The organism is Vibrio sp. QJM3NY_15 (genome assembly GCF_057785995.1).
In genome coordinates this window covers 369,515-389,549 of record NZ_CM173517.1, presented here as the reverse complement: position 1 = coordinate 389,549, position 20,035 = coordinate 369,515, and the positions used below count along the sequence as shown (strand labels likewise).

At 43.8% G+C, this 20,035-nt stretch carries 20 protein-coding genes and 1 pseudogene; 11 read left to right on the top strand and 10 right to left on the bottom strand.

What is annotated here, in order from left to right; translation table 11 throughout:
• The first annotated feature begins 37 nt into the window (after positions 1–37).
• The 5 genes from surA (at position 38) to AC3CKG_RS01745 (ending at position 4,419) form a co-directional block, all read left to right on the top strand.
• A complete protein-coding gene (gene surA / locus AC3CKG_RS01765; RefSeq protein ID WP_102327031.1) occupies positions 38–1,333 on the top strand; it encodes a peptidylprolyl isomerase SurA in 1,296 nt (431 codons plus the stop codon).
• Entirely contained in the window at positions 1,323–2,312 is a 990-nt protein-coding gene (gene pdxA, locus AC3CKG_RS01760) for a 4-hydroxythreonine-4-phosphate dehydrogenase PdxA (protein ID WP_102327030.1), read from the top strand. Before surA ends, pdxA begins: the two co-directional genes overlap by 11 nt.
• Complete coding sequence (gene rsmA / locus AC3CKG_RS01755; RefSeq protein WP_009847826.1) at positions 2,309–3,124, top strand: 16S rRNA (adenine(1518)-N(6)/adenine(1519)-N(6))-dimethyltransferase RsmA; 816 nt, start codon at positions 2,309–2,311, stop codon at positions 3,122–3,124. Before pdxA ends, rsmA begins: the two co-directional genes overlap by 4 nt.
• 81 nt (positions 3,125–3,205) lie before the next feature.
• The gene (gene apaG / locus AC3CKG_RS01750; protein ID WP_016767783.1) at positions 3,206–3,586 is read left to right on the top strand and encodes a Co2+/Mg2+ efflux protein ApaG; all 381 of its coding nucleotides are present in this window, start codon (positions 3,206–3,208) and stop codon (positions 3,584–3,586) included.
• Positions 3,587–3,615: 29 nt separating this feature from the next.
• A complete protein-coding gene (locus tag AC3CKG_RS01745; protein ID WP_102327029.1) occupies positions 3,616–4,419 on the top strand; it encodes a symmetrical bis(5'-nucleosyl)-tetraphosphatase in 804 nt (267 codons plus the stop codon).
• A 64-nt stretch (positions 4,420–4,483) separates the two neighbouring features.
• Here the strand turns inward: AC3CKG_RS01745 and folA are convergent, their stop codons facing one another.
• From folA to rplU, 6 genes are all read right to left on the bottom strand, one after another.
• Positions 4,484–4,963, bottom strand: a complete 480-nt coding sequence (gene folA / locus AC3CKG_RS01740) for a type 3 dihydrofolate reductase (RefSeq protein WP_102327028.1) — start codon at positions 4,961–4,963, stop codon at positions 4,484–4,486.
• Positions 4,964–5,003: 40 nt separating this feature from the next.
• A complete protein-coding gene (locus AC3CKG_RS01735) occupies positions 5,004–5,477 on the bottom strand; it encodes a threonine/serine exporter family protein (protein WP_029223336.1) in 474 nt (157 codons plus the stop codon).
• Positions 5,477–6,244, bottom strand: a complete 768-nt coding sequence (locus AC3CKG_RS01730) for a threonine/serine exporter family protein (protein WP_017109334.1) — start codon at positions 6,242–6,244, stop codon at positions 5,477–5,479. Before AC3CKG_RS01730 ends, AC3CKG_RS01735 begins: the two co-directional genes overlap by 1 nt.
• 330 nt (positions 6,245–6,574) lie before the next feature.
• Entirely contained in the window at positions 6,575–7,747 is a 1,173-nt protein-coding gene (cgtA, locus tag AC3CKG_RS01725; RefSeq protein WP_009847831.1) for an Obg family GTPase CgtA, read from the bottom strand.
• A 323-nt stretch (positions 7,748–8,070) separates the two neighbouring features.
• Positions 8,071–8,328: a 50S ribosomal protein L27 gene (gene rpmA / locus AC3CKG_RS01720; RefSeq protein WP_004735905.1), complete on the bottom strand. Its 258-nt coding sequence runs from the start codon at positions 8,326–8,328 to the stop codon at positions 8,071–8,073.
• Positions 8,329–8,347: 19 nt separating this feature from the next.
• The gene (rplU, locus tag AC3CKG_RS01715) at positions 8,348–8,659 is read right to left on the bottom strand and encodes a 50S ribosomal protein L21 (protein WP_004740823.1); all 312 of its coding nucleotides are present in this window, start codon (positions 8,657–8,659) and stop codon (positions 8,348–8,350) included.
• 268 nt (positions 8,660–8,927) lie between these two features.
• On the opposite strand from rplU, the gene ispB reads away from it, so the two are divergent.
• Entirely contained in the window at positions 8,928–9,899 is a 972-nt protein-coding gene (gene ispB, locus AC3CKG_RS01710) for an octaprenyl diphosphate synthase (RefSeq protein WP_102281921.1), read from the top strand.
• 81 nt (positions 9,900–9,980) lie between these two features.
• Here the strand turns inward: ispB and AC3CKG_RS01705 are convergent, their stop codons facing one another.
• Positions 9,981–10,172, bottom strand: coding sequence for a hypothetical protein (locus AC3CKG_RS01705; protein ID WP_009847833.1), 192 nt, complete (start codon positions 10,170–10,172; stop codon positions 9,981–9,983).
• Positions 10,173–10,301: 129 nt separating this feature from the next.
• Positions 10,302–11,237 (bottom strand): malate dehydrogenase, encoded by a 936-nt coding sequence (mdh, locus tag AC3CKG_RS01700; protein WP_010434414.1) that lies wholly within the window; start codon positions 11,235–11,237, stop codon positions 10,302–10,304.
• Between the two features lie 332 nt (positions 11,238–11,569).
• Here mdh and argR point away from each other — a divergent pair, with 332 nt between their 5' ends.
• The 4 genes from argR to AC3CKG_RS01680 all read left to right on the top strand — a co-directional run bounded on the left by argR (position 11,570) and on the right by AC3CKG_RS01680 (position 16,728).
• Positions 11,570–12,040: a transcriptional regulator ArgR gene (gene argR / locus AC3CKG_RS01695; RefSeq protein WP_004735909.1), complete on the top strand. Its 471-nt coding sequence runs from the start codon at positions 11,570–11,572 to the stop codon at positions 12,038–12,040.
• A 342-nt stretch (positions 12,041–12,382) separates the two neighbouring features.
• On the top strand, positions 12,383–13,351 hold the full coding sequence (locus AC3CKG_RS01690; RefSeq protein ID WP_017078819.1) for a TAXI family TRAP transporter solute-binding subunit: 969 nt from the start codon (positions 12,383–12,385) through the stop codon (positions 13,349–13,351).
• A 255-nt stretch (positions 13,352–13,606) separates the two neighbouring features.
• Positions 13,607–16,186 (top strand): TRAP transporter permease, encoded by a 2,580-nt coding sequence (locus AC3CKG_RS01685; protein WP_065105546.1) that lies wholly within the window; start codon positions 13,607–13,609, stop codon positions 16,184–16,186.
• Between the two features lie 104 nt (positions 16,187–16,290).
• Positions 16,291–16,728: a universal stress protein gene (locus tag AC3CKG_RS01680; protein WP_029223337.1), complete on the top strand. Its 438-nt coding sequence runs from the start codon at positions 16,291–16,293 to the stop codon at positions 16,726–16,728.
• 109 nt (positions 16,729–16,837) lie between these two features.
• Here AC3CKG_RS01680 and AC3CKG_RS01675 read toward each other — a convergent pair.
• Positions 16,838–17,799, bottom strand: a pseudogene (locus AC3CKG_RS01675) (D-2-hydroxyacid dehydrogenase).
• A gap of 34 nt (positions 17,800–17,833) precedes the next feature.
• Complete coding sequence (gene rluA / locus AC3CKG_RS01670) at positions 17,834–18,568, bottom strand: bifunctional tRNA pseudouridine(32) synthase/23S rRNA pseudouridine(746) synthase RluA (RefSeq protein ID WP_065105544.1); 735 nt, start codon at positions 18,566–18,568, stop codon at positions 17,834–17,836.
• Positions 18,569–18,726: 158 nt separating this feature from the next.
• Here rluA and AC3CKG_RS01665 point away from each other — a divergent pair, with 158 nt between their 5' ends.
• Complete coding sequence (locus tag AC3CKG_RS01665) at positions 18,727–19,998, top strand: NRAMP family divalent metal transporter (protein ID WP_488528726.1); 1,272 nt, start codon at positions 18,727–18,729, stop codon at positions 19,996–19,998.
• Positions 19,999–20,035: the final 37 nt, after the last annotated feature.

Genomic DNA, 20,035 nt, shown 5'->3' with positions numbered 1-20,035 from the left:
TTATTGATAAACAATCAATAAATATAAAGGATTACACATGACATTGTGGAAACACACATTAATTGCTATCGCAGCAGCTTGCACTGTATCAACGAGCTACGCAGCACCGGTTGAGCTAGATAGCGTAAAAGTGATCGTTAACGAAGGCGTTATCTTACAAAGTGACATCGACGCTTCAATGAAAACACTGCGTGCAAATGCTAAAAAAAGTGGTCAAACATTACCGTCACAAGATGTATTGAATGAGCAAGTTCTAGAAAAGCTAATCATTGATACGATTCAAACTCAAGAAGCGGAACGTATTGGGGTTCGAATTGATGATGCTCGACTGGATCAAGCGATTGAAGGCATTGCAAAAGATAACAACCAAACAGTACAACAACTTACTGCATCGGTTGCTGAAGAAGGCCTGAGCTACAACGCATTTCGTGAGCAAGTAAGAAAAGAGATTGCAGCAAGTGAAGCTCGTAATGCCTTGGTTCGCCGTCGTATTAATATCCTTCCTGCAGAAGTAGACAACCTAGCGGACATCTTAGCGCAAGAAACCAATGCGACGGTTCAATACAAAATTGGCCACATCCAACTTCGATTCAATGATGACCAAACCAAAGAAGAGTTAGAAGCACAAGCGACAGATTTAGTGGAAGAACTAAACAACGGCAAAGACTTCAGCACCATGGCTTATACTTACTCTAAAGGCCCTAAAGCACTACAAGGTGGTGATTGGGGTTGGATGCGTAAAGAAGAGATGCCTACGATTTTTGCAGACCAAATCAAAATGCAGAACAAAGGCAGCATCATCGGTCCTTTCCGAAGTGGTGTTGGCTTCCATATTCTAAAAATTGAAGACGTAAAAGGTTTGGAAACCGTTGCAGTTACCGAAGTAAATGCACGTCATATTTTGATTAAACCAACGGTTATCCTGAGTGATGACGGTGCGAAAGAGCAGCTTGAAGAAATCACTCGTCGCGTAAACGCAGGTGAAGCAAGCTTTGGTGAACTTGCGCAGCAATACAGCCAAGATCCAGGTTCAGCTGTTCAAGACGGCGAGTTAGGCTACCAAACACCTGACTTGTACGTACCAGAGTTCAAACACCAAGTAGAAACACTACCTGAAGGTAAAATCAGTGCACCATTCAAAACAGTTCATGGCTGGCACATTGTTGAAGTGTTAGATCGCAGAGAAGTAGACCGTACCGATTCAGCTTTAAAGAATAAAGCATACCAAATTCTATTTAACCGTAAGTTCAACGAAGAAGCTGGCGCTTGGCTGCAAGAAGTAAGAGCGAGTGCTTTTGTTGAAATGGTTGAGGACGACCAAGATGACAACTAAACGCCTTGTCATTACGGCAGGTGAACCAGCGGGAATTGGGCCAGATCTAACTCTAGCTCTATCTCAAGAAAGCTGGCCACATCAGCTCGTCGTTTGTGCGGACAGAACCTTACTAGCAGAGCGAGCTGAAATATTAGGGATCGAGGTTGAGCTGTTGGACTACGACTCAACCGCGCCCAAGCAACCTCAACGCTCTGGAACACTGGTTGTGAAACATGTTCCACTCGCTGAAGTCGCCGTTGCGGGTCAACTTAATGAAGCGAACGGCCACTACGTATTAAATACATTAGAAACCGCAGCAATTGGCTGTATGAATGATGAATTTGATGCTATTGTCACCGGCCCTGTTCACAAGGGTGTAATTAACCGAGCTGGCGTTGCTTTTAGTGGCCATACCGAGTTCTTTGCAGAGAAGTCCAATACTCCACTTGTCGTGATGATGTTGGCAACAGAAGGGCTGCGTGTTGCTCTAGTAACAACGCACATCCCGCTAGCTTATGTATCTCAAGCAGTGACCGAAGACAGATTAGAGCAAATCATTGCTATTCTGCATAAAGATTTGGTCGAAAAGTTTGCTATAGAGAAACCAACTATTTACGTGTGTGGATTGAACCCACATGCGGGTGAAGATGGTTGTTTGGGTCGTGAAGAGATAGAAACTATCACCCCTACGCTAGAAAAAATTCGCCAGAAAGATGGTATTAATTTAGTTGGCCCATTGCCAGCAGACACCATCTTTAATGAAAAATATTTGCAAGATGCAGATGCTGTTTTAGGTATGTATCACGACCAAGTACTCCCGGTATTGAAATACAAAGGGTTTGGTCGCTCAGTGAACATCACGCTTGGCTTACCGTTTATTCGCACATCAGTCGATCACGGTACCGCCTTAGACTTGGCAGGGAAAGGCCAAGCCGATACAGGGAGCTTTAGAACAGCGCTCACGCACGCCATTGAATTAGTAGAGAAAAAGCAATGAGAAATGATGTCCACTTAGGGCACAAAGCGCGTAAACGTTTTGGTCAAAACTTCCTTAACGATCCATACATTATTGATGGAATCGTATCGAGTATTAACCCACTACCAGGCCAGAACTTAGTAGAAATCGGCCCTGGTCTTGGTGCGATTACTGAGCCTGTTGGCAAGCTTGTCGACAAGTTCACAGTAATTGAACTGGATAGAGATCTTGCTGAACGTCTGCGTAATCACCCTGATCTTGCTGAAAAGTTAACGATCTATGAAGGCGATGCAATGAAGTTCGATTTCGAACAACTTGTTAAGCCAAACAACAAGCTACGTATCTTCGGTAACTTACCATACAACATCTCTACACCATTGATGTTCCACCTTTTTGAGTTCCATAAAGACGTGCAAGACATGCACTTTATGCTTCAAAAAGAAGTCGTTAACCGATTGGCAGCGGGCCCTGGTACCAAAGCTTACGGTCGCCTAACGGTTATGGCTCAATATTACTGTAAAGTCACTCCTGTGCTAGAAGTGCCACCAACAGCATTTGTTCCGCCACCGAAAGTAGACTCTGCAGTCGTTCGCCTTCAGCCTTATGAAGTACTGCCTTACCCGGCAAAAGATCTTAAGTGGTTAGATCGCGTATGTCGCGAAGGCTTTAACCAACGTCGTAAAACAGTACGTAACTGCTACAAGAGCCTAATCGACAAGGAAGTGCTTGAAGAGCTAGGTGTAAACCCTGGCATGCGCCCAGAGAACCTGACGCTCGAACAGTTTGTCGATATGGCGAACTGGTTGCACGACAGTCACAACGCTGACAAATAATCGAAAAAGGCTCCTACACTTCGGTGAGGAGCCTATTTTTTATGTAATACTTAAAGCATACCAACAACAAAAGGTGCGAATATGGATATATCTACGCCTTGTATCAAATGCCAAGTTCATTCTAAATATATTGAAGAACAATCTGAACCAACGAAGAATCGCTACGTTTTCGCTTACATCATTACCATCAAAAATCTAAGTAAAACAACGGTACAACTTATGTCTCGCCGCTGGCTGATTACCGATTCCAACGGCAAACAACTCACCATAGAAGGTGATGGCGTGGTTGGACAGCAACCTGTGATTGAAGCCAATGACGAATACACATACACCAGTGGCACCGTCATCGAAACCCCAGTGGGAGTCATGCAGGGACACTATGTAATGACCGATCATAAAGGCATTGATTTCATAACAGAAGTCGACCCATTTAGACTGGCTATCCCCAATATTCTTAACTAGTACACATCTACCACTTACAGGAAAATGCTGTGTCGAATTATATTGTCGGAGACATCCAAGGATGCTTCGACGAACTTCAGTTACTGCTTGAAACCATCAACTTTGATAAACAACAAGATACGTTATGGGTCGCCGGAGACTTAGTTGCTCGTGGTCCTAAATCCTTAGAGACGTTACGTTTTGTTCGTAACCTTGGCAGTTCAGCGAAGGTGGTATTGGGTAACCATGATTTACATCTACTTGCGGTATCCTTAGGCCTCTTTTCAGCCAAACCAAAAGACAAGACTCAACCCATTCTTGATGCTGAAGACCGTGACCAATTGCTGGAATGGTTAAGACAACAACCCTTGATGCAAGAGCACCCAGAGTTTGTCATGACACATGCAGGCATCTCACCTCAATGGGACTTGGAACAAGCACGTACAGAGAACCAAGAAATAACATCGTTGCTCAAATCGGACCGTTGGCAGTGGCTTATCGAGAATATGTACAGCAACACGCCAGACCTCTGGAGCAAAGACTTGCAAGACATAGAGCGCTATCGCTATGCGATCAACAGTTTCACTCGAATGCGCTTTTGCTCTCCCGATGGCCAACTCGACATGGCGTGCAAATTGCCGCCTAATGAAATTACAGATGAACCTTTGATACCCTGGTTTGACCTTTCACAACGTATTACGCTTGATAAAACCGTGTTGTTTGGACACTGGGCAGCCTTAGAAGGCTATTCTGGAAAAGATGTGATTGGATTAGATACAGGATGTGTTTGGGGAGGAGAATTGACGGCACTTCGCTGGGAAGATAATAAGTTTTTCACTCAAGATGCGTTATAAAAACACGAGATACGAGAAGTTTGCGTTACTGTTACAGTAACGCAAACGTTTTTAACTTCAGAGCTTAACGCTCGAGAATCACAAACTCCATGTTGTGTTTATTCTTCTCATCGGCTTGATAAGTATCATGAAAGCTCTGCTTCCAACCTTCTCCCCAATCTGGGAATTGCGTATCACCATCCACATCAAAATCGATATAAGTCAGGTATAACTTGTTCGCTTTAGGTAAGCAGCTTTCATAGATAGAACCGCCACCAATGATCATCACTTCGTCAACGTCACTGACAATTTCTAATGCTTGATCAATTGAAGTAACAGTAGTCACTCCTTCAATCTCTAAGCTCTCATCGCGGCTAATTACGACATTCAATCGGCCTGGTAGAGGACGTCCAATAGAATCATAGGTCTTACGCCCCATCACTACGGGCTTACCCATCGTTGAGCGTTTAAACCATGCGAAATCTGCAGGTAAATGCCATGGCATCTGATTATCTTTACCAATTACACGGTTGTTTGCCATTGCCGCTATCATACTGATGATCATAAATAGAAAGTCCTGTCCTTACCTGAAAATGAAATTGAAGTTAGACGATAGGTCTACGACGGTAGAATAACAGCCCCGGCACCGCCAAGCCAACCGCTAGCCCCGCGATAATGAACATCGATTTTAAGAAATTCTCCATCAACATGGCGAGCAACTCTGGGTTGTACCCTGCTCTGTTGATTTCTACCATAGCGATCATTGCTTTGAACGCAAATACTCCTGGTACCATCGGAATCAAAGCGGCGACGGTAAATACCTTTGGGTGCGCCAACAGTTTATGTGACCAATGAACCCCAATCATCCCGACAATAGTCGCTGCGAAGAACGTAGCCCACTCAATGGGTATCCCGAAATGCATCATTAAGTAACGGCTACCATGGCCAATGGATCCTCCAAGAGCACAATAGATCAACGCTCGTTGTGGCACGTTAAAGACCAGTGCAAAACCGACGGCAGGTATCGCCGCAAAAAACATATCATTCAAAAGGCCGAGCAATAATTCAAAGATAGTCATTAGCTTGCCCACCCCCACACGTCCGAAAGGCTCATAGCCGCGACAATGCCTAAGCTTGTTGCCAACGTTAATAAACTGGCCATGGTGAAGCGTGCTAGCCCCATATTAATATGGCCTTTAAGCATATCCGCAACAGAGTTAATTAAAGGGAAACCGGGAACAAGCATCAGCACAGAAGAAGCCATGACGATAGTGGGCTGGCCACCGATGTTATAAAGAACCGCTTGCGCTGAAATAGTTGTCGTAACAAACGCTGTGATAGCAAAGTTTAATAAGGGGTTAAAATGGCGATGACCAATTTCTTGTCTGACGATCATGCCGCAAGCTGAAGCAATAAAAGTCATCATGAAGACTTGCCAGTCTCCGCCCGCAAGGTGGCTAAAAGAGGCGCACGACAACCCTATCATCACAACCACTAACCAACGGTTGTAGCGCTCGGGGCTGATGTTTTGAATCTTTTTATACGCCAAATCATAATCGAGAATTCCCTTCTCCATCATGATGCAAATGCGTTGAATGTCGGTGATAACCTGCATGTTAATACCACGATCAGCACAGCTTCGAGTAGTCGTTATGCAATGATCATCCATTACAGTTGTCACGACCAACGCATTGGCTGACAGTGCAACTTCAACCTCATTCACCCCACAAGCAATACCGATGCGGCGCATAATATCACCGACCAGTGTACTCTCGGCACCGTGTGCCAATAACATTTGTCCTGACTGAGCGACTAACCTTGAGATCGCTCTTTGTTCTGATGCCATGATTTCCTTCCCATAGGCGTTATACCAATCACAGTAAGTAAGTGATCAGAAATAGCGCAGGAAAAAAGCTTGAGAACAAGGCAGAGATTTTCGATAAGTAGTTATTCTACAATCAAAATCTCTAACGCAGTTATCGAGCGTTTTAACAAGCTAGGGTGACCAGTTATTTACTACGATTGGTAATAATTATCTAGAAATAAATTCTGCATTAAAATTCGATAAGACATAATGATTTAGATACAAAAAAACCGCAATTTTCATTGCGGTTAAGTAAAACTATCAGTGTGCTTTAGAAGAAGCGACCAAAGTAATTATAAGGAACTATGAGGATTAGTCACGAACATAGATAACATGACCGTCATCTTCTTCGTCATCCCAGTCATCCCAATCGTCGTCATCTTCAGTAACGACATTCTTACCGGCCATCGCATCTTTATGGTAGTCATCCCACATAAAGTTAACTTTTTCTTCTTCTTCAATTGCTTCAACTTCACGAGGTAGGTTCTCCATGAACTCGCCCAGTTTAAAGCAAAGATCTTTCGTGCCGATCTTGTTTACAGCAGAGATCTTGAAGTACTCGCCTTCCCAACCTAAAGCTTCGACGATTTCTTGAATCTTTTCGTCCGCTTCTTCTTCAGGCATTAGATCAACTTTGTTGAATACTAACCAGCGAGGTTTCTGTGCCACTTTTTCGCTGTATTGCTCAAGCTCGTCAATGATCGTCAGTGCATTCTGAATAGGATCAGAACCATCAATCGGCAAAATATCGATCATGTGCAGAAGAACACGACAACGCTCAAGGTGCTTCAAGAAACGAATACCCAGACCAGCGCCATCTGCAGCACCTTCGATTAGACCAGGGATATCAGCAACAACGAAGCTCTTTTCAGGGACAACACTAACAACACCTAAGCTAGGGATTAGCGTAGTAAACGGGTAATCAGCAACTTTCGGTTTCGCAGCAGATACTGAGCGAATAAAAGTAGATTTACCAGCGTTTGGCAAGCCAAGCATACCAACATCCGCTAACAGAAGAAGCTCTAAACGCAGTTCGCGAACTTCACCTTTAGTACCCATTGTCTTTTGACGAGGAGCACGGTTAACAGACGACTTAAAACGCGTATTACCAAGACCGTGCCAACCACCCTTACCAACCATGACTTTCTTGCCATGTTCAGCAACTTCAGCAACGATTTCATTAGTGTGGATATCAACAGCACGAGTACCTACAGGTACTTTCATGGTCATATCTTTACCACGTTTACCAGTACAGTTACCACCGCGGCCATTTTCGCCACGCTCTGCATTGTAAAAACGTTGGAAACGGTAATCGATCAGTGTGTTTAAGTTTTCATCCGCTTGAATGTAAACATCACCACCATCACCGCCATCACCGCCGTCAGGACCACCTTTAGCGACGAATTTTTCGCGCCAAAAGCTTACTGTACCATTACCGCCATCACCGGCTTCTATCTTTACTGATGCTTCATCAACGAATTTCATTTTTTAACTCCGCACTTACGTTGCGTTACCACTCATCAAGGAGTGATATAAATTCTAGCAGATCCGTGTTTAGATCGATCACCTAAGATCTAGATCGATCTGCAACCAAGGAACAAATAAGGAGAGGTTCTTTGCTTTCTGTTTCTTAAAAAACAAACGGATTCTTGAAACTAAACGGTTTCTCAAACACCAAACTGCTTCTCAAAACTAAAGCCAGAGCGTCTACTTTTTTATTCTCGCTATAAATAAAAAACCCTGCCGAATCGGCAGGGCTTTTGAATTCAGCTTGAAAGCTAGTATAAATAATCTAATAAAAGATTAAATTACTCAGCTTCGATGCTTACAAACTTACGGTTTTTAGGACCTTTTACTGCAAATTTCACTTTACCTTCAGTAAGAGCGAAAAGAGTATGGTCTTTACCGATGCCAACGTTTGTGCCAGCGTGGAACTTAGTACCACGTTGACGAACGATGATGTTACCTGCAAGAACAGATTCACCACCAAAACGCTTAACACCAAGACGTTTGCTTTCTGAATCGCGGCCGTTATTAGTAGAACCGCCAGCTTTTTTATGTGCCATTGTTAAACTCTCCTAATACTTAAGCGTTAATGCCAGTGATTTTCACTTCTGTGAACCACTGACGGTGACCAGCTTGCTTACGCGAGTGCTTACGACGACGGAACTTAACGATTTTTACTTTATCGCCACGACCGTGTTGTACTACTTCTGCAGTAACCTTGCCACCTTCAACAAGAGGTGCACCAACAGCGATTTCTTCGCCGTTAGCAACAAGAAGAACTTTATCAAATTCTACAGTTGCACCAGTTTCAACGTCTAATTTCTCTAAACGAAGTGTTTGACCTTCGCTTACTCGGTGTTGTTTGCCACCAGATTGGAAAACAGCGTACATATTTTACTCCGCTTTTTCCGCACAGCCTATGGTTGTTAATTCTACAACTCGGGTGTGCGCTAAACTAATCAATAGGGCGCAGATTCTACGGGAATCATGCCGCTATGACAAGCCATATTTTTAAAATATTGGCGAAAACATGTTCGCCAAAGAAAAGTGCGGCAATGATGCCTTTAAGTGATGTATTAATCAACGTTTTTTAGTGTATTATTCAACAATTAAATACAACGTATAAGCCTTACAGGGTCTAACTTCAGCCGGATGAACAATGGATTTTAAAGCTATCCAAACGCTTACTGCCAATGATATGGCAAAAGTGAATGAAACAATTCAAGCCCAACTTAATTCTGACGTAAGTTTAATCAACCAGCTTGGTTTTTATATCGTTAGCGGTGGTGGCAAACGCCTACGCCCTTTGCTTGCTCTTTTATCAGCTCGCGCACTTGGTTACCAAGGAGAGGCTCATATAACCTCAGCCGCGTTTATTGAGTTTATCCACACAGCAACACTGCTTCATGACGATGTTGTCGACGAATCAGACATGCGACGTGGCAAAGCTACAGCGAATGCTGCTTTTGGTAATGCAGCCAGCGTTTTGGTTGGTGATTTTATCTACACCCGCTCATTCCAGATGATGACGACGCTAGGATCTTTAAGGATCCTTGAGCTAATGAGCGAATCAGTAAATGTGATTGCCGAGGGTGAAGTTCAACAATTGATGAACTGTAATAACCCAGACACCACAGAAGAAAGCTATATGCAGGTGATCTATTCAAAGACCGCTCGTTTGTTTGAAGCCGCAACCCAAATTGGCGCGATTCTTACAGAGTCTTCACCTGAAATCGAAACAGCAATGCAAAACTACGGTAAGTACCTAGGCACTGCATTCCAGCTTATTGATGATGTGATGGACTACACCGCTGATGGTAAAGAGATGGGTAAAAATGTTGGTGATGACCTAGCAGAAGGCAAACCGACGTTACCGTTGCTTTACGCAATGCATCATGGCTCACCAGACCAAGCGAGCATGATTCGTGAAGCGATTGAAAAAGCCAATGGTATGGAACGTCTCGACGACATTATGTCTGTCATGAAAGAGACAGGCTCGTTAGAGTACACGACCAATAAAGCCTATGAAGAAGCAGATAAAGCCATTGCTGAGCTTTCTATTCTTCCTGATTCAGAATATAAACAGGCTTTAACTACGCTAGCTCACCTTGCAGTAAAACGTAGCAAGTAAACAGAAGCTAAGTAGACAGCTATATAATAAAAAAGAGCCGGTTGGCTCTTTTTTTGATCCTGTTAGATATTACTCCGAGTTTCAATAACGACTCGATTCTAATGATAAAGGTAATTGCGCTTCGATCTCTTCAAGTTCTTCCAATGGAACCGCATATTGCTTATGACTGTTGTAAGACTCAAACAAAGCGAACTGCTCTTGCTCATCGATAACCAATATCTTGCCCAAGCGACCTAGATAGTTAACATTCATTCCCTTTTGTACTCTAGTCATAATCCGATACCCTAATTCTTCGTGGTTAGAAAAAGATTACGAGTGGGCTGAATACAAAGATCAAAAAAGCCGATCATCATGATCGGCTTTCGTTAACTGTCTTTTTAGCAGAGTTCAGTTATCTATCGCTTATTTAGCGAATTCAACACCAATCTCAATATCGCCATTTAGCGTTTCTAGCATGCTGTCTAGCGCATTGCGTTCGAAGTCGCTCAGTTCACCGTAGCTAAGAATCGCTTCTGCGCCCTCTTTGCCAAGTTTAACTGGTTGTGCGAAGAATGGTGCGTGCTCGCCTTCACCTTCAACGTATGCACACTCAATCACGTTCTCTTCGCCTTGAAGTGCTTTCACTAGAGCAAGACCGAAGCGACAAGCTGCTTGACCCATAGATAGAGTCGCACTACCGCCACCCGCTTTAGCTTCTACTACTTCAGTACCCGCGTTTTGGATACGAGTTGTTAGCGCTGCGATTTCTTCGTCAGTAAACTCAACACCTTCAACTTGAGAAAGAAGAGGAAGGATCGTTACACCAGAGTGACCACCGATAACAGGAACACGAACATCGCCTGGATCTTTATCTTTCAGCTCAGCAACGAACGTTTCAGAACGAATGACATCAAGAGTCGTAATACCAAATAAACGACGCTTGTCGTAAACGCCCGCTTTCTTAAGTACTTCGGCAGCGATTGGCACTGTTGTGTTTACTGGGTTAGTAATGATACCAACACAAGCAGTAGGACAAGTAACGGCAATTTTTTCAGCTAGAGACTTAACAATGCCAGCGTTCACATTGAAAAGATCCGCACGATCCATACCAGGTTTACGAGCAACACCCGCAGAAATAAGCACAACATCCGCACCTTCAAGTGCTGGAGTTGGATCTTCACCCGCGTAACCTTTGATCGAAACAGGCGTTGGGATATGGCTAAGATCGGCAGCAACACCCGGGGTTACCGGAGCGATGTCGTAAAGTGCAAGATCTGAACCAGCAGGCAGGCGGTTCTTTAGTAGTAGGGCTAGGGCTTGACCGATGCCACCAGCGGCACCAATAACAGCTACTTTCATTGTTATTCTCCTTGAGAGATTTCTCTTATAGATTCTTTGTAGAGTAATTCTTGAGCTAAATTTAAGTTAAAAAACTATATTAATCACAAAGTGATTACAATCAATTAACGCCAGCTTTGCGACTTCGCGCAAGTCAATAAAACCGTGCCACACAGCGAGTTGGCATTATGGGGATAATCATCTGAAATAACAAAATAAGTCGCCACTAATAACACATTATTCTATTAAATTTTTACAGTGATATGACTAACAAATTACCGTGATATTTTGGCTAAGATTGAATATGTATGCGAGAATATGCAGATATCTTTATTAATGAATAAGAATGACATATGCGCAATACAGAAAAACAAGACAACTTAGTTCGTGCTTTTAAATCATTATTAAAAGAAGAACGTTTTGGTTCGCAAGGCGAGATTGTCGATGCCCTCAAACATGAAGGTTTTGAAAGCATCAACCAATCTAAAGTTTCGCGTATGTTAACTAAGTTTGGCGCTGTTCGAACGCGCAATGCAAAAATGGAGATGGTTTACTGTCTTCCAGCTGAACTTGGCGTCCCGACAGTTTCAAGCTCTTTAAGAGAGTTGGTGCTAGACATTGACCACAACAATGCATTGGTTGTGATACACACTGGTCCTGGTGCTGCGCAGCTTATTGCCCGCTTATTGGATTCATTAGGTAAGTCAGAAGGTATACTGGGCGTAGTCGCAGGCGATGACACTATCTTTATTACTCCAACCTTGTCCGTGACCACTAAGCAACTGTTTGATTCAGTGTGCGAACTGTTTGAATACGCTGGATAATTGTCATAGTTTCATAACCATCACAGCTACTAATGGATCACGAACATCTATTCGCTTCGTGATCCAAATCACATCCTAAGATATCCATCCCCTCCTCTATTAAAACCCACTAAACCATTGATTTTAAAAAACTCAATAGCAAATTAAACACGAGATCTAACCGTCATTTGTTAGATTTTTTAGCTATATCTTTTAACATTTGAGTAATTTTCTGCCAATTTTTGATATTATTCAGCCACTTTTTCATCACATGGATTGAAAAAGGTGCCGTTTCCAAATAGGAAACTCCAGAAACGACTACAATTGTTTCAGGGTTAATAATGAATAAAGGAAGGGAAATTCATGGCATTTACCAAACTTATTAAAGTTGGGGCTATTGCAGCTGCTGTAATGGGCGCTGGTGCAGTTAACGCTCAAGAGTTCATCACAATTGGTACTGGTTCAGTAACGGGTGTTTACTACCCAACTGGTGGTGCTATTTGTAAGCTAGTGAACAAAGGCCGCAAAGACCACAACATTCGTTGTTCTGTCGAGTCTACTGGTGGTTCAATCTACAACGTTAATACCATCCGTGCTGGTGAACTAGATTTCGGTGTTGTTCAATCGGATTGGCAATACCACGGCTACAACGGTACAAGTAAGTTCAAAGATCAGGGCGAATACAAGAAACTTCGCGCTATGTTCTCTCTACATACAGAACCATTCAACATCATCGCTCGTACCGATGCTGGCATCAACAATGTGTCTGACCTAGCTGGTAAGCGTGTAAACATTGGGAATCCAGGTTCTGGTGACCGTGCAACGATGGGTGTTGTAATGGACGCTATGGGTTGGACTAACGATAGCTTCAAGCTTGCTTCTGAACTAAAAGGTTCTGAGCGTTCACAAGCACTTTGTGATAACAAGATTGATGCATTCATCTACATGGTTGGTCACCCGAACGGTTCAATCAAAGAAGCAACAACTTCTTGTGATGCAAAACTGGTTTCAGCAACTGGTCCACAGATCGACAAGATCGTAGCTGAAAACCCATACTACGCATACAGCACAGTTCCAGCTGGTATGTACCGTGGTACAGACGCTGACGTAAACAGCTTCGGTGTTGCTGCAACTATGGTAACAACGTCTGACGTTTCTGATGAAGTAGCATACAACGTTGCTAAAGCAGTATTTGAAAACTTTGCTACTTTCAAACGCCTGCACCCAGCATTTGCGAACCTGAAGAAAGAAGACATGGTTAAAGCGGGTATCTCAATCCCTCTTCACCCTGGCGCAGTAAAATACTACAAAGAAGTAGGCCTTCTAAAGTAACTCTACTTTAAGCCTACTCTACCAATAAGGAGGCGTGTCCTCCTTATTGGCTTTTCACGTTTTATAAAAATAACCCAAGTGAAAAGAGACAAACCTTTAAGTTTCTCCAATTTGGCGAACTTACCTTCGTATCAAGCCTAAGACAAAGACGAACAAAAAACGCATTTCCCTATCGATTCACTACACTAGATAGGAGATAAATAACGTCTCGTTGTTCGTAAGAAAGGCAGACCATCAATAATAAGGATAAAGTACATGACGCAGACAACATCACCGTCTCCAGATGTGCAAGAAATGGTGGCACAATCAGACACTGGTGCGCGTAGCCCTCGCGGTATCCAAGGCCGTATTTTATGGTTTGTGCCTCTATGTTGGTCATTGTTCCAACTTTGGTATGCGTCTCCGCTGCCGTTCATTTTTAACTTCGCAATTTTAAACGACACTGAAGCTCGAGCAATTCACCTTACGTTTGCCATCTTCCTAGCCTTTACCGCTTACCCAGCCATGAAAAATTCGCCTCGGGATAGAATTCCTGCGGTCGACTGGGTATTAGCGCTTGTAGGTAGCTTTTCAGCTTCGTATATCTATATTTTCTATACGGAACTAGCTGGTCGTTCAGGCGCGCCAACAACATTCGATATTGTTGCGGCTGTGTTCGGTATGATTCTACTGCTTGAAGCAACTCGACGCGCTTTAGGTCCACCTCTTATGGTTGTGGCAGCAGTATTCCTACTTTACACCTTTGGCGGTCCTCATATGCCAGACGTGATTGCCCATAAAGGTGCGAGCCTTAACAAGGCAATGTCACATCTATGGCTAACCACAGAAGGTGTATTCGGTGTTGCTCTTGGCGTATCAACGTCATTCGTATTCTTATTTGTACTGTTTGGTGCAATGCTAGAGCGTGCAGGCGCAGGTGCTTACTTCATCAAAGTAGCATTCTCCTTGCTTGGCCACATGAAAGGCGGCCCAGCAAAAGCAGCCGTTGTTGCATCTGGCCTATCCGGTCTAGTGTCTGGTTCATCTATTGCTAACGTGGTTACCACGGGTACTTTCACAATCCCTCTAATGAAAAGAGTCGGATTCTCAGGTGAAAAAGCCGGTGCTGTAGAAGTAGCCGCTTCAACCAATGGTCAGTTAACCCCACCAATCATGGGTGCTGCTGCATTCTTGATGGTTGAATATGTGGGCATCTCGTACGTAGAAGTGATTAAAGCGGCTCTATTGCCTGCTCTTATCTCTTACATCGCCCTGATTTACATTGTTCACTTAGAAGCATGTAAAGCTGGCATGACAGGCCTACCTCGTCGTCACACACCAACTATCGTACAAAGTCTACTGTCTTTCACTGGTACAATTTTAGGTCTATGTGTCATCAGTGCTGCGGTTTACTACGGTGTCGGTTGGACAAAAGATGTCTTTGGCGATGCAGCAACCCCAATTGTTACCGTTGCTCTATTGATCGCTTATGTAGCCTTGGTTCGAGTTTCAGCAAAATATGCGGCTGAAGGCGGTATGGACATTGATGCTGAGCTAACAGAAGTGCCAGATCCAGGCCCAACCATTAAGTCTGGTTTACATTTCCTATTGCCTATCGTGGTTCTTGTTTGGTGTCTGACTGTAGAGCGATTCTCTCCAGGTCTTTCTGCCTTCTGGGCAACGGTATTCATGATCTTCATTTTGATCACGCAGCGTCCTTTGATGACTCTGATGAACAAATCGGACGATCTTGCAGAGCAAACTAAAGCGGGTTTCGTTGACCTATTAGAAAGCTTGGTTTCAGGCGCACGTAACATGATCGGTATCGGTGTAGCAACAGCTGCAGCAGGTACAGTTGTCGGTGTGGTAACTCTGACGGGTATTGGCTTGGTAATGACGGACTTCGTTGAGTTTATCTCAGGCGGTAGCATCATTCTTATGCTGCTATTCACTGCGGTAATCAGCTTAATCCTAGGTATGGGCTTACCAACAACGGCAAACTACATCGTTGTATCAACGCTGATGGCTCCGGTAATTGTTACCTTAGGCGCGGCGCATGGCCTAATCATCCCTCTGATTGCGGTTCACTTGTTCGTGTTCTACTTCGGTATCTTAGCCGATGATACGCCTCCAGTTGGTTTGGCAGCCTTTGCGGCCGCCGCGATTGCAAAATCAGACCCGATTCGAACCGGTATTCAAGGCTTTACCTACGATATCCGAACAGCAATATTGCCATTCATGTTCATTTTCAATACCCAATTACTGTTGATGGGCATTGATTCTTGGTGGCATCTATTCCTCACTATTTTCTCTTCTGTAACTGCGGTACTTATCTTTGCCGCTGCAACGCAAGGTTGGTGGTTTACCAAGAACAAATGGTGGGAAACGATCCTATTATTGGTTCTAACTTTCTCTTTCTTCCGCCCAGGCTTCTGGTGGGACATGATTTATCCAGAGAAAGTTCTTTCACCTGGAGTTGAGATCGCTCAAATCACAGAAGGTCTATCTGTGGGACAATCTCTTGAGTTAAGAGTGGGTGGCGAAAACTTAGAAGGTGACTATTCTGAGAAGACGGTTCGCCTTCCATTTGAAGATTCTGCGACAACAAGTGAAGACCGCATTGCTTCAATGGGCCTAATGCTGACACAAGCTGACGACAAGATGATTGTCGACATGGTTGAGTTCGGTAGCCCAGCAGAAGCGGCTGGCATTGACTTTGATTGGGAAATTAAATCAGTTATCCAAGACGCAGAAAGACCAATGAAAGAGTGGGTATTCTTACCATCCCTACTGATTCTAATTGGCTTAGCGATGAACCAAAGAAGGCGTGCTCGTAAGGATGAGATTAGCGCGTAATGGATAGAGCCAAGTAGTGCTCAACTCTATTTGGCTTTATTACATGGAAAGGATAATCACAGCGCTTGGTCAATATTAAGCGCTGATAAAAAAGAGAAAAACACATGTATAAACAAATCCTTGTTCCTGTTGATCTTAACGACAAAGGCTTTTCTGACAAAGCTGTTGAATTAGCGGTATGGCACGCAAAGCACAGTAATGCTGAAATCCACATCTTGAACGTATTGCCAGGCATTCACATGTCGATGGTTGCGTCTTACTTCCCGAAAGATGCCGCGAATCAAATGAAGCTTGATGTAAAAAATCAGCTAAAAGAGTTTGCTGACAAATACATCGACGATGAAGTGGTTTATAAGGTTCACGTTGCAGAAGGTAAAACCTACACAACGATTTTAGATTACGCAGAAAAGCTTGGGGCAGACCTGATTGTGATGCCTAGTCATAAGCGCTCGAAAATCGACAAAGTGGTATTGGGTTCAGTGGCGAGTAAAGTCGTACAGAATTCACCAATCAATGTATTGGTAGTTAAGCCGCAAGGCTAATGGCTTCGGGCTAATAGCTAAGTCGAATTGAAGAAAAAACATAAAAAAAGGTTGGCTCAAAGCCAACCTTTTTCTTTCTGAAACTTAGTTTACAACCGCTTACTATGAATTAACCGACGATGTTCTGCGGCTTCCCTTCAGCAAACCTATCAATGTTATCCATCAGAATATCTGAAAGCTTTTGAATTGAGCTATCACTGCCCCACGCTACGTGTGGTGTTAATAATAGATTCGGTAAGTGACTATTAGCCAGTAATGGATTTGAGTTATCAGCCGGTTCTTGTGTGAACACATCGATGCCCGCACCAGCAATATCATGATTTATCAATGCTTCAACTAAGGCTTGCTCATCGACTAATCCACCGCGGCCAGCATTAATAACACCGCACTTGGTTTCATCATGGTTAGCTCTCGCTCCGAAATCAGATTTCGGGTCGCTTCGGTCAACGGGCAATGTAAGCTGATCGCATCTGCTTGCTGCAACACAGTCTCAAAAGGTAGATATCCTTCTCGACAAGAATTTGCTCCTTTACGCTCAGCAAAGATGACGTTCATACCAATCGCTTTTGCTAATATAGCTGTCGCTTGCCCTAAGCCACCACTACCGATCAAACCTAATGTACTGCCTGCAACATCTTGAATCGGATGAGTAAAGAAGCAGAATTGTTTGTCCTTTTGCCACTCGCCCGCTTCGATATCTTGATGATAACCAACGAGGTTTCGCTTAAGCGTAAACAGCATCGCGATAACATGTTCCGGTACCGATTGAGTCGCATAGCCTTGCACGTTTGTCACCGCTATGTTGTTACTCTTGCAGTAGCCAACATCGACATTGTTCACACCCGTTGCTGAAACAGCTATTAGCTTAAGTTGTTGTGCTTTAGTCAAATTCGATTCGTTGAGCACAACCTTATTGGTAATAACCACATCGGCGCCTTCAATTCGTTCAGACACTTGCTCCGGCGAAGTGAAATCATACTCCACCCATTGATGTTCAAAGCTAAGCGGTTTTAAATGGATTTGAGATGGGATAGTCGCTCGGTCGAGAAAGACCACTTTCAACTTCGGCATTGTACGTCCTTGAATTTATGTCAATTGAGTCATTCTAAGCTTTTAGCTTACTGTAGTCTGGAAGCTCAGGCGCAATTTCAAAGTGCTGTTCGATTTGTGGTGAAGCTTGAAGATAAAACTCGCATGGCACGAAAGCTTTGAAAAGCTGGTTATTAGCTGGATGATAAAAACTCAGTTCACATGCGTGCAAAGCTAGCCTATCGCTATACTCAAACGCCTCTGGCGTAGCATAAAACTCGTCGCCAACGATTGGGTTCCCTAGTTCCATGCAGTGAACACGCAACTGATGAGAGCGACCAGTAATCGGCAGCAATTTCAATAATGTCGTTTGAGGCTCTTGTTGCTCCACAATATATCGAGTCTGTGATGGTTTACCCTCGTCAAAACAGACTTTCTGCCTAGGACGATTTGGCCAATCACAGATAAGCGGCAGATCAATCAAACCTTCAGCTTCACCTACTGAACCCCATACTCGCGCGTAATAGAGTTTGTGTGTCAGTCGATATTGGAATTGCTTCTTAAGATGGCGCTCAGCCTGCTTATGCTTAGCCAATAGCATCAAGCCCGATGTCGACATGTCTAATCGATGCACAACCTGAATCTCCGGAAAATCCACAACCAACCGACTCCACATACTGTCGTAGTGCTCTGGCAGTCTCCCTGGTACCGAAAGTAGGCCTGCTGGCTTGTTCACCACAAGAATATCATCATCTTGATAGACAATATCAGTCCACGGTTCACGTGGTGGTGTGTACTGTTCTAACGCCATTAGAGCCTCTTAATTACTGGTTAATAAATAACTTACGGTCAATTCGTTTATTAATAAATACAATTTTCAACATTTTCGTACATAAAAGTTGACGAAGTTACGAAACATGGTATTGATAAGGTAATGGAAAATAAGAACTAAGCCTCAAAGGAAAAACGATGGAAAGTACGGCTAAAACCACCTCAACACCAACCTCCGCACCACTTTCAAGACTGATTAAGTCTCTTGGCCCAGGAATCATGATGGCCGCTGCTGCGGTCGGTGGATCTCACTTAGTCGCTTCAACGAAAGCTGGCGCTATTTATGGTTGGCAACTAGCCGCACTGATTCTTTTAGTTAACGTATTTAAGTACCCATTCTTTAGAGCTGGCATCCAATATACCCTTGGTACTGGGCAAAGCTTGGTGGAAGGATATTCTAACCTTGGCCGACCTTACCTTGTTATCTTTTCGATACTAAGTGCCATTTCTGCCGTGGTAAATACCGCTGCCTTACTGCTATTCAGTGCAAGCTTACTGAGTTACTTTATTCCTTTTGATTTAGCCACCAGCACGCTGTGCATGATCGTTTTAGCGACGTGCTTGATCATTCTATTCGCTGGCCATTATCGCGCGCTCGATACGCTGTCCAAAGCGATCATGGCGATCCTAACCATCACAACCTTAGCTGCCGTTGCCATTGCTATCGGCTCTCCAGTTGAACCTGATTCGGCTTTTGTTCCACCATCACCTTGGTCATTGGCAGCTATTGGCTTTATCGTTGTCACTATGGGTTGGATGCCTGCGCCTATCGAGATATCAAGCATCACCTCTATGTGGCTAAAAAGCCAAAAAGAGAAACAAGAAGTGACCGCTCAGTCTGCACTGTTCGATTTCAACGTAGGCTACATTGGTACGGCACTGCTTGCTTTGGTATTCGTTGCTTTAGGTGCACTGGTACTTCATGGAACAGGCGTTGAACTGTCTCGCTCTGGTGTTGGTTTCACCCATCAATTGGTCGGCATCTACGCTTCTACGATTGGTGAATGGTCTCGTCCACTGATCGCTCTTATCGCCTTCTTCTGTATTTTTGGCAGTACCATTACCGTTATCGACGGTTACTCACGCGTACTTGCCGAATCACAGCGCCTGTTATTGAAAAAAGAATCGAGCCCAAGAATGCTGCAAGGCTGGATCATCATTGTCTCTCTCGCGGCACTCGCAATTGTGATGTTCTTCAGCGCAGCACTGATGCCAATGCTTGATTTTGCGATGGTGCTTGCCTTTGCAACTACGCCATTCTTCGCATTGCTTAACTTCATCTTAGTAAGCAAAACTAAGCTTCCTAAAGCGCTGGCGATTGGCACTAAGCTAAAATGGTTGTCTGTGGCGGGTCTCGTTTACCTATTTGGCTTCTTAGCTCTGTTCGTTTGGTGGAAATGGTTGATGTAATCTGCTCTCCAAATTCTGAACCAAACTGTTAACTAAG

What these genes read in the sequence shown, in the direction of transcription:
- surA (WP_102327031.1), top strand. Translation starts at nt 38, where the DNA reads ATGACATTGTGGAAACACACATTAATTGCTATCGCAGCAGCTTGCACT.
- pdxA (WP_102327030.1), top strand. Translation starts at nt 1,323, where the DNA reads ATGACAACTAAACGCCTTGTCATTACGGCAGGTGAACCAGCGGGAATT.
- rsmA (WP_009847826.1), top strand. Translation starts at nt 2,309, where the DNA reads ATGAGAAATGATGTCCACTTAGGGCACAAAGCGCGTAAACGTTTTGGT.
- apaG (WP_016767783.1), top strand. Translation starts at nt 3,206, where the DNA reads ATGGATATATCTACGCCTTGTATCAAATGCCAAGTTCATTCTAAATAT.
- folA (WP_102327028.1), bottom strand. Translation starts at nt 4,963, where the DNA reads ATGATCATCAGTATGATAGCGGCAATGGCAAACAACCGTGTAATTGGT.
- AC3CKG_RS01735 (WP_029223336.1), bottom strand. Translation starts at nt 5,477, where the DNA reads ATGACTATCTTTGAATTATTGCTCGGCCTTTTGAATGATATGTTTTTT.
- AC3CKG_RS01730 (WP_017109334.1), bottom strand. Translation starts at nt 6,244, where the DNA reads ATGGCATCAGAACAAAGAGCGATCTCAAGGTTAGTCGCTCAGTCAGGA.
- cgtA (WP_009847831.1), bottom strand. Translation starts at nt 7,747, where the DNA reads ATGAAATTCGTTGATGAAGCATCAGTAAAGATAGAAGCCGGTGATGGC.
- rpmA (WP_004735905.1), bottom strand. Translation starts at nt 8,328, where the DNA reads ATGGCACATAAAAAAGCTGGCGGTTCTACTAATAACGGCCGCGATTCA.
- rplU (WP_004740823.1), bottom strand. Translation starts at nt 8,659, where the DNA reads ATGTACGCTGTTTTCCAATCTGGTGGCAAACAACACCGAGTAAGCGAA.
- ispB (WP_102281921.1), top strand. Translation starts at nt 8,928, where the DNA reads ATGGATTTTAAAGCTATCCAAACGCTTACTGCCAATGATATGGCAAAA.
- AC3CKG_RS01705 (WP_009847833.1), bottom strand. Translation starts at nt 10,172, where the DNA reads ATGACTAGAGTACAAAAGGGAATGAATGTTAACTATCTAGGTCGCTTG.
- mdh (WP_010434414.1), bottom strand. Translation starts at nt 11,237, where the DNA reads ATGAAAGTAGCTGTTATTGGTGCCGCTGGTGGCATCGGTCAAGCCCTA.
- argR (WP_004735909.1), top strand. Translation starts at nt 11,570, where the DNA reads ATGCGCAATACAGAAAAACAAGACAACTTAGTTCGTGCTTTTAAATCA.
- AC3CKG_RS01690 (WP_017078819.1), top strand. Translation starts at nt 12,383, where the DNA reads ATGGCATTTACCAAACTTATTAAAGTTGGGGCTATTGCAGCTGCTGTA.
- AC3CKG_RS01685 (WP_065105546.1), top strand. Translation starts at nt 13,607, where the DNA reads ATGACGCAGACAACATCACCGTCTCCAGATGTGCAAGAAATGGTGGCA.
- AC3CKG_RS01680 (WP_029223337.1), top strand. Translation starts at nt 16,291, where the DNA reads ATGTATAAACAAATCCTTGTTCCTGTTGATCTTAACGACAAAGGCTTT.
- rluA (WP_065105544.1), bottom strand. Translation starts at nt 18,568, where the DNA reads ATGGCGTTAGAACAGTACACACCACCACGTGAACCGTGGACTGATATT.
- AC3CKG_RS01665 (WP_488528726.1), top strand. Translation starts at nt 18,727, where the DNA reads ATGGAAAGTACGGCTAAAACCACCTCAACACCAACCTCCGCACCACTT.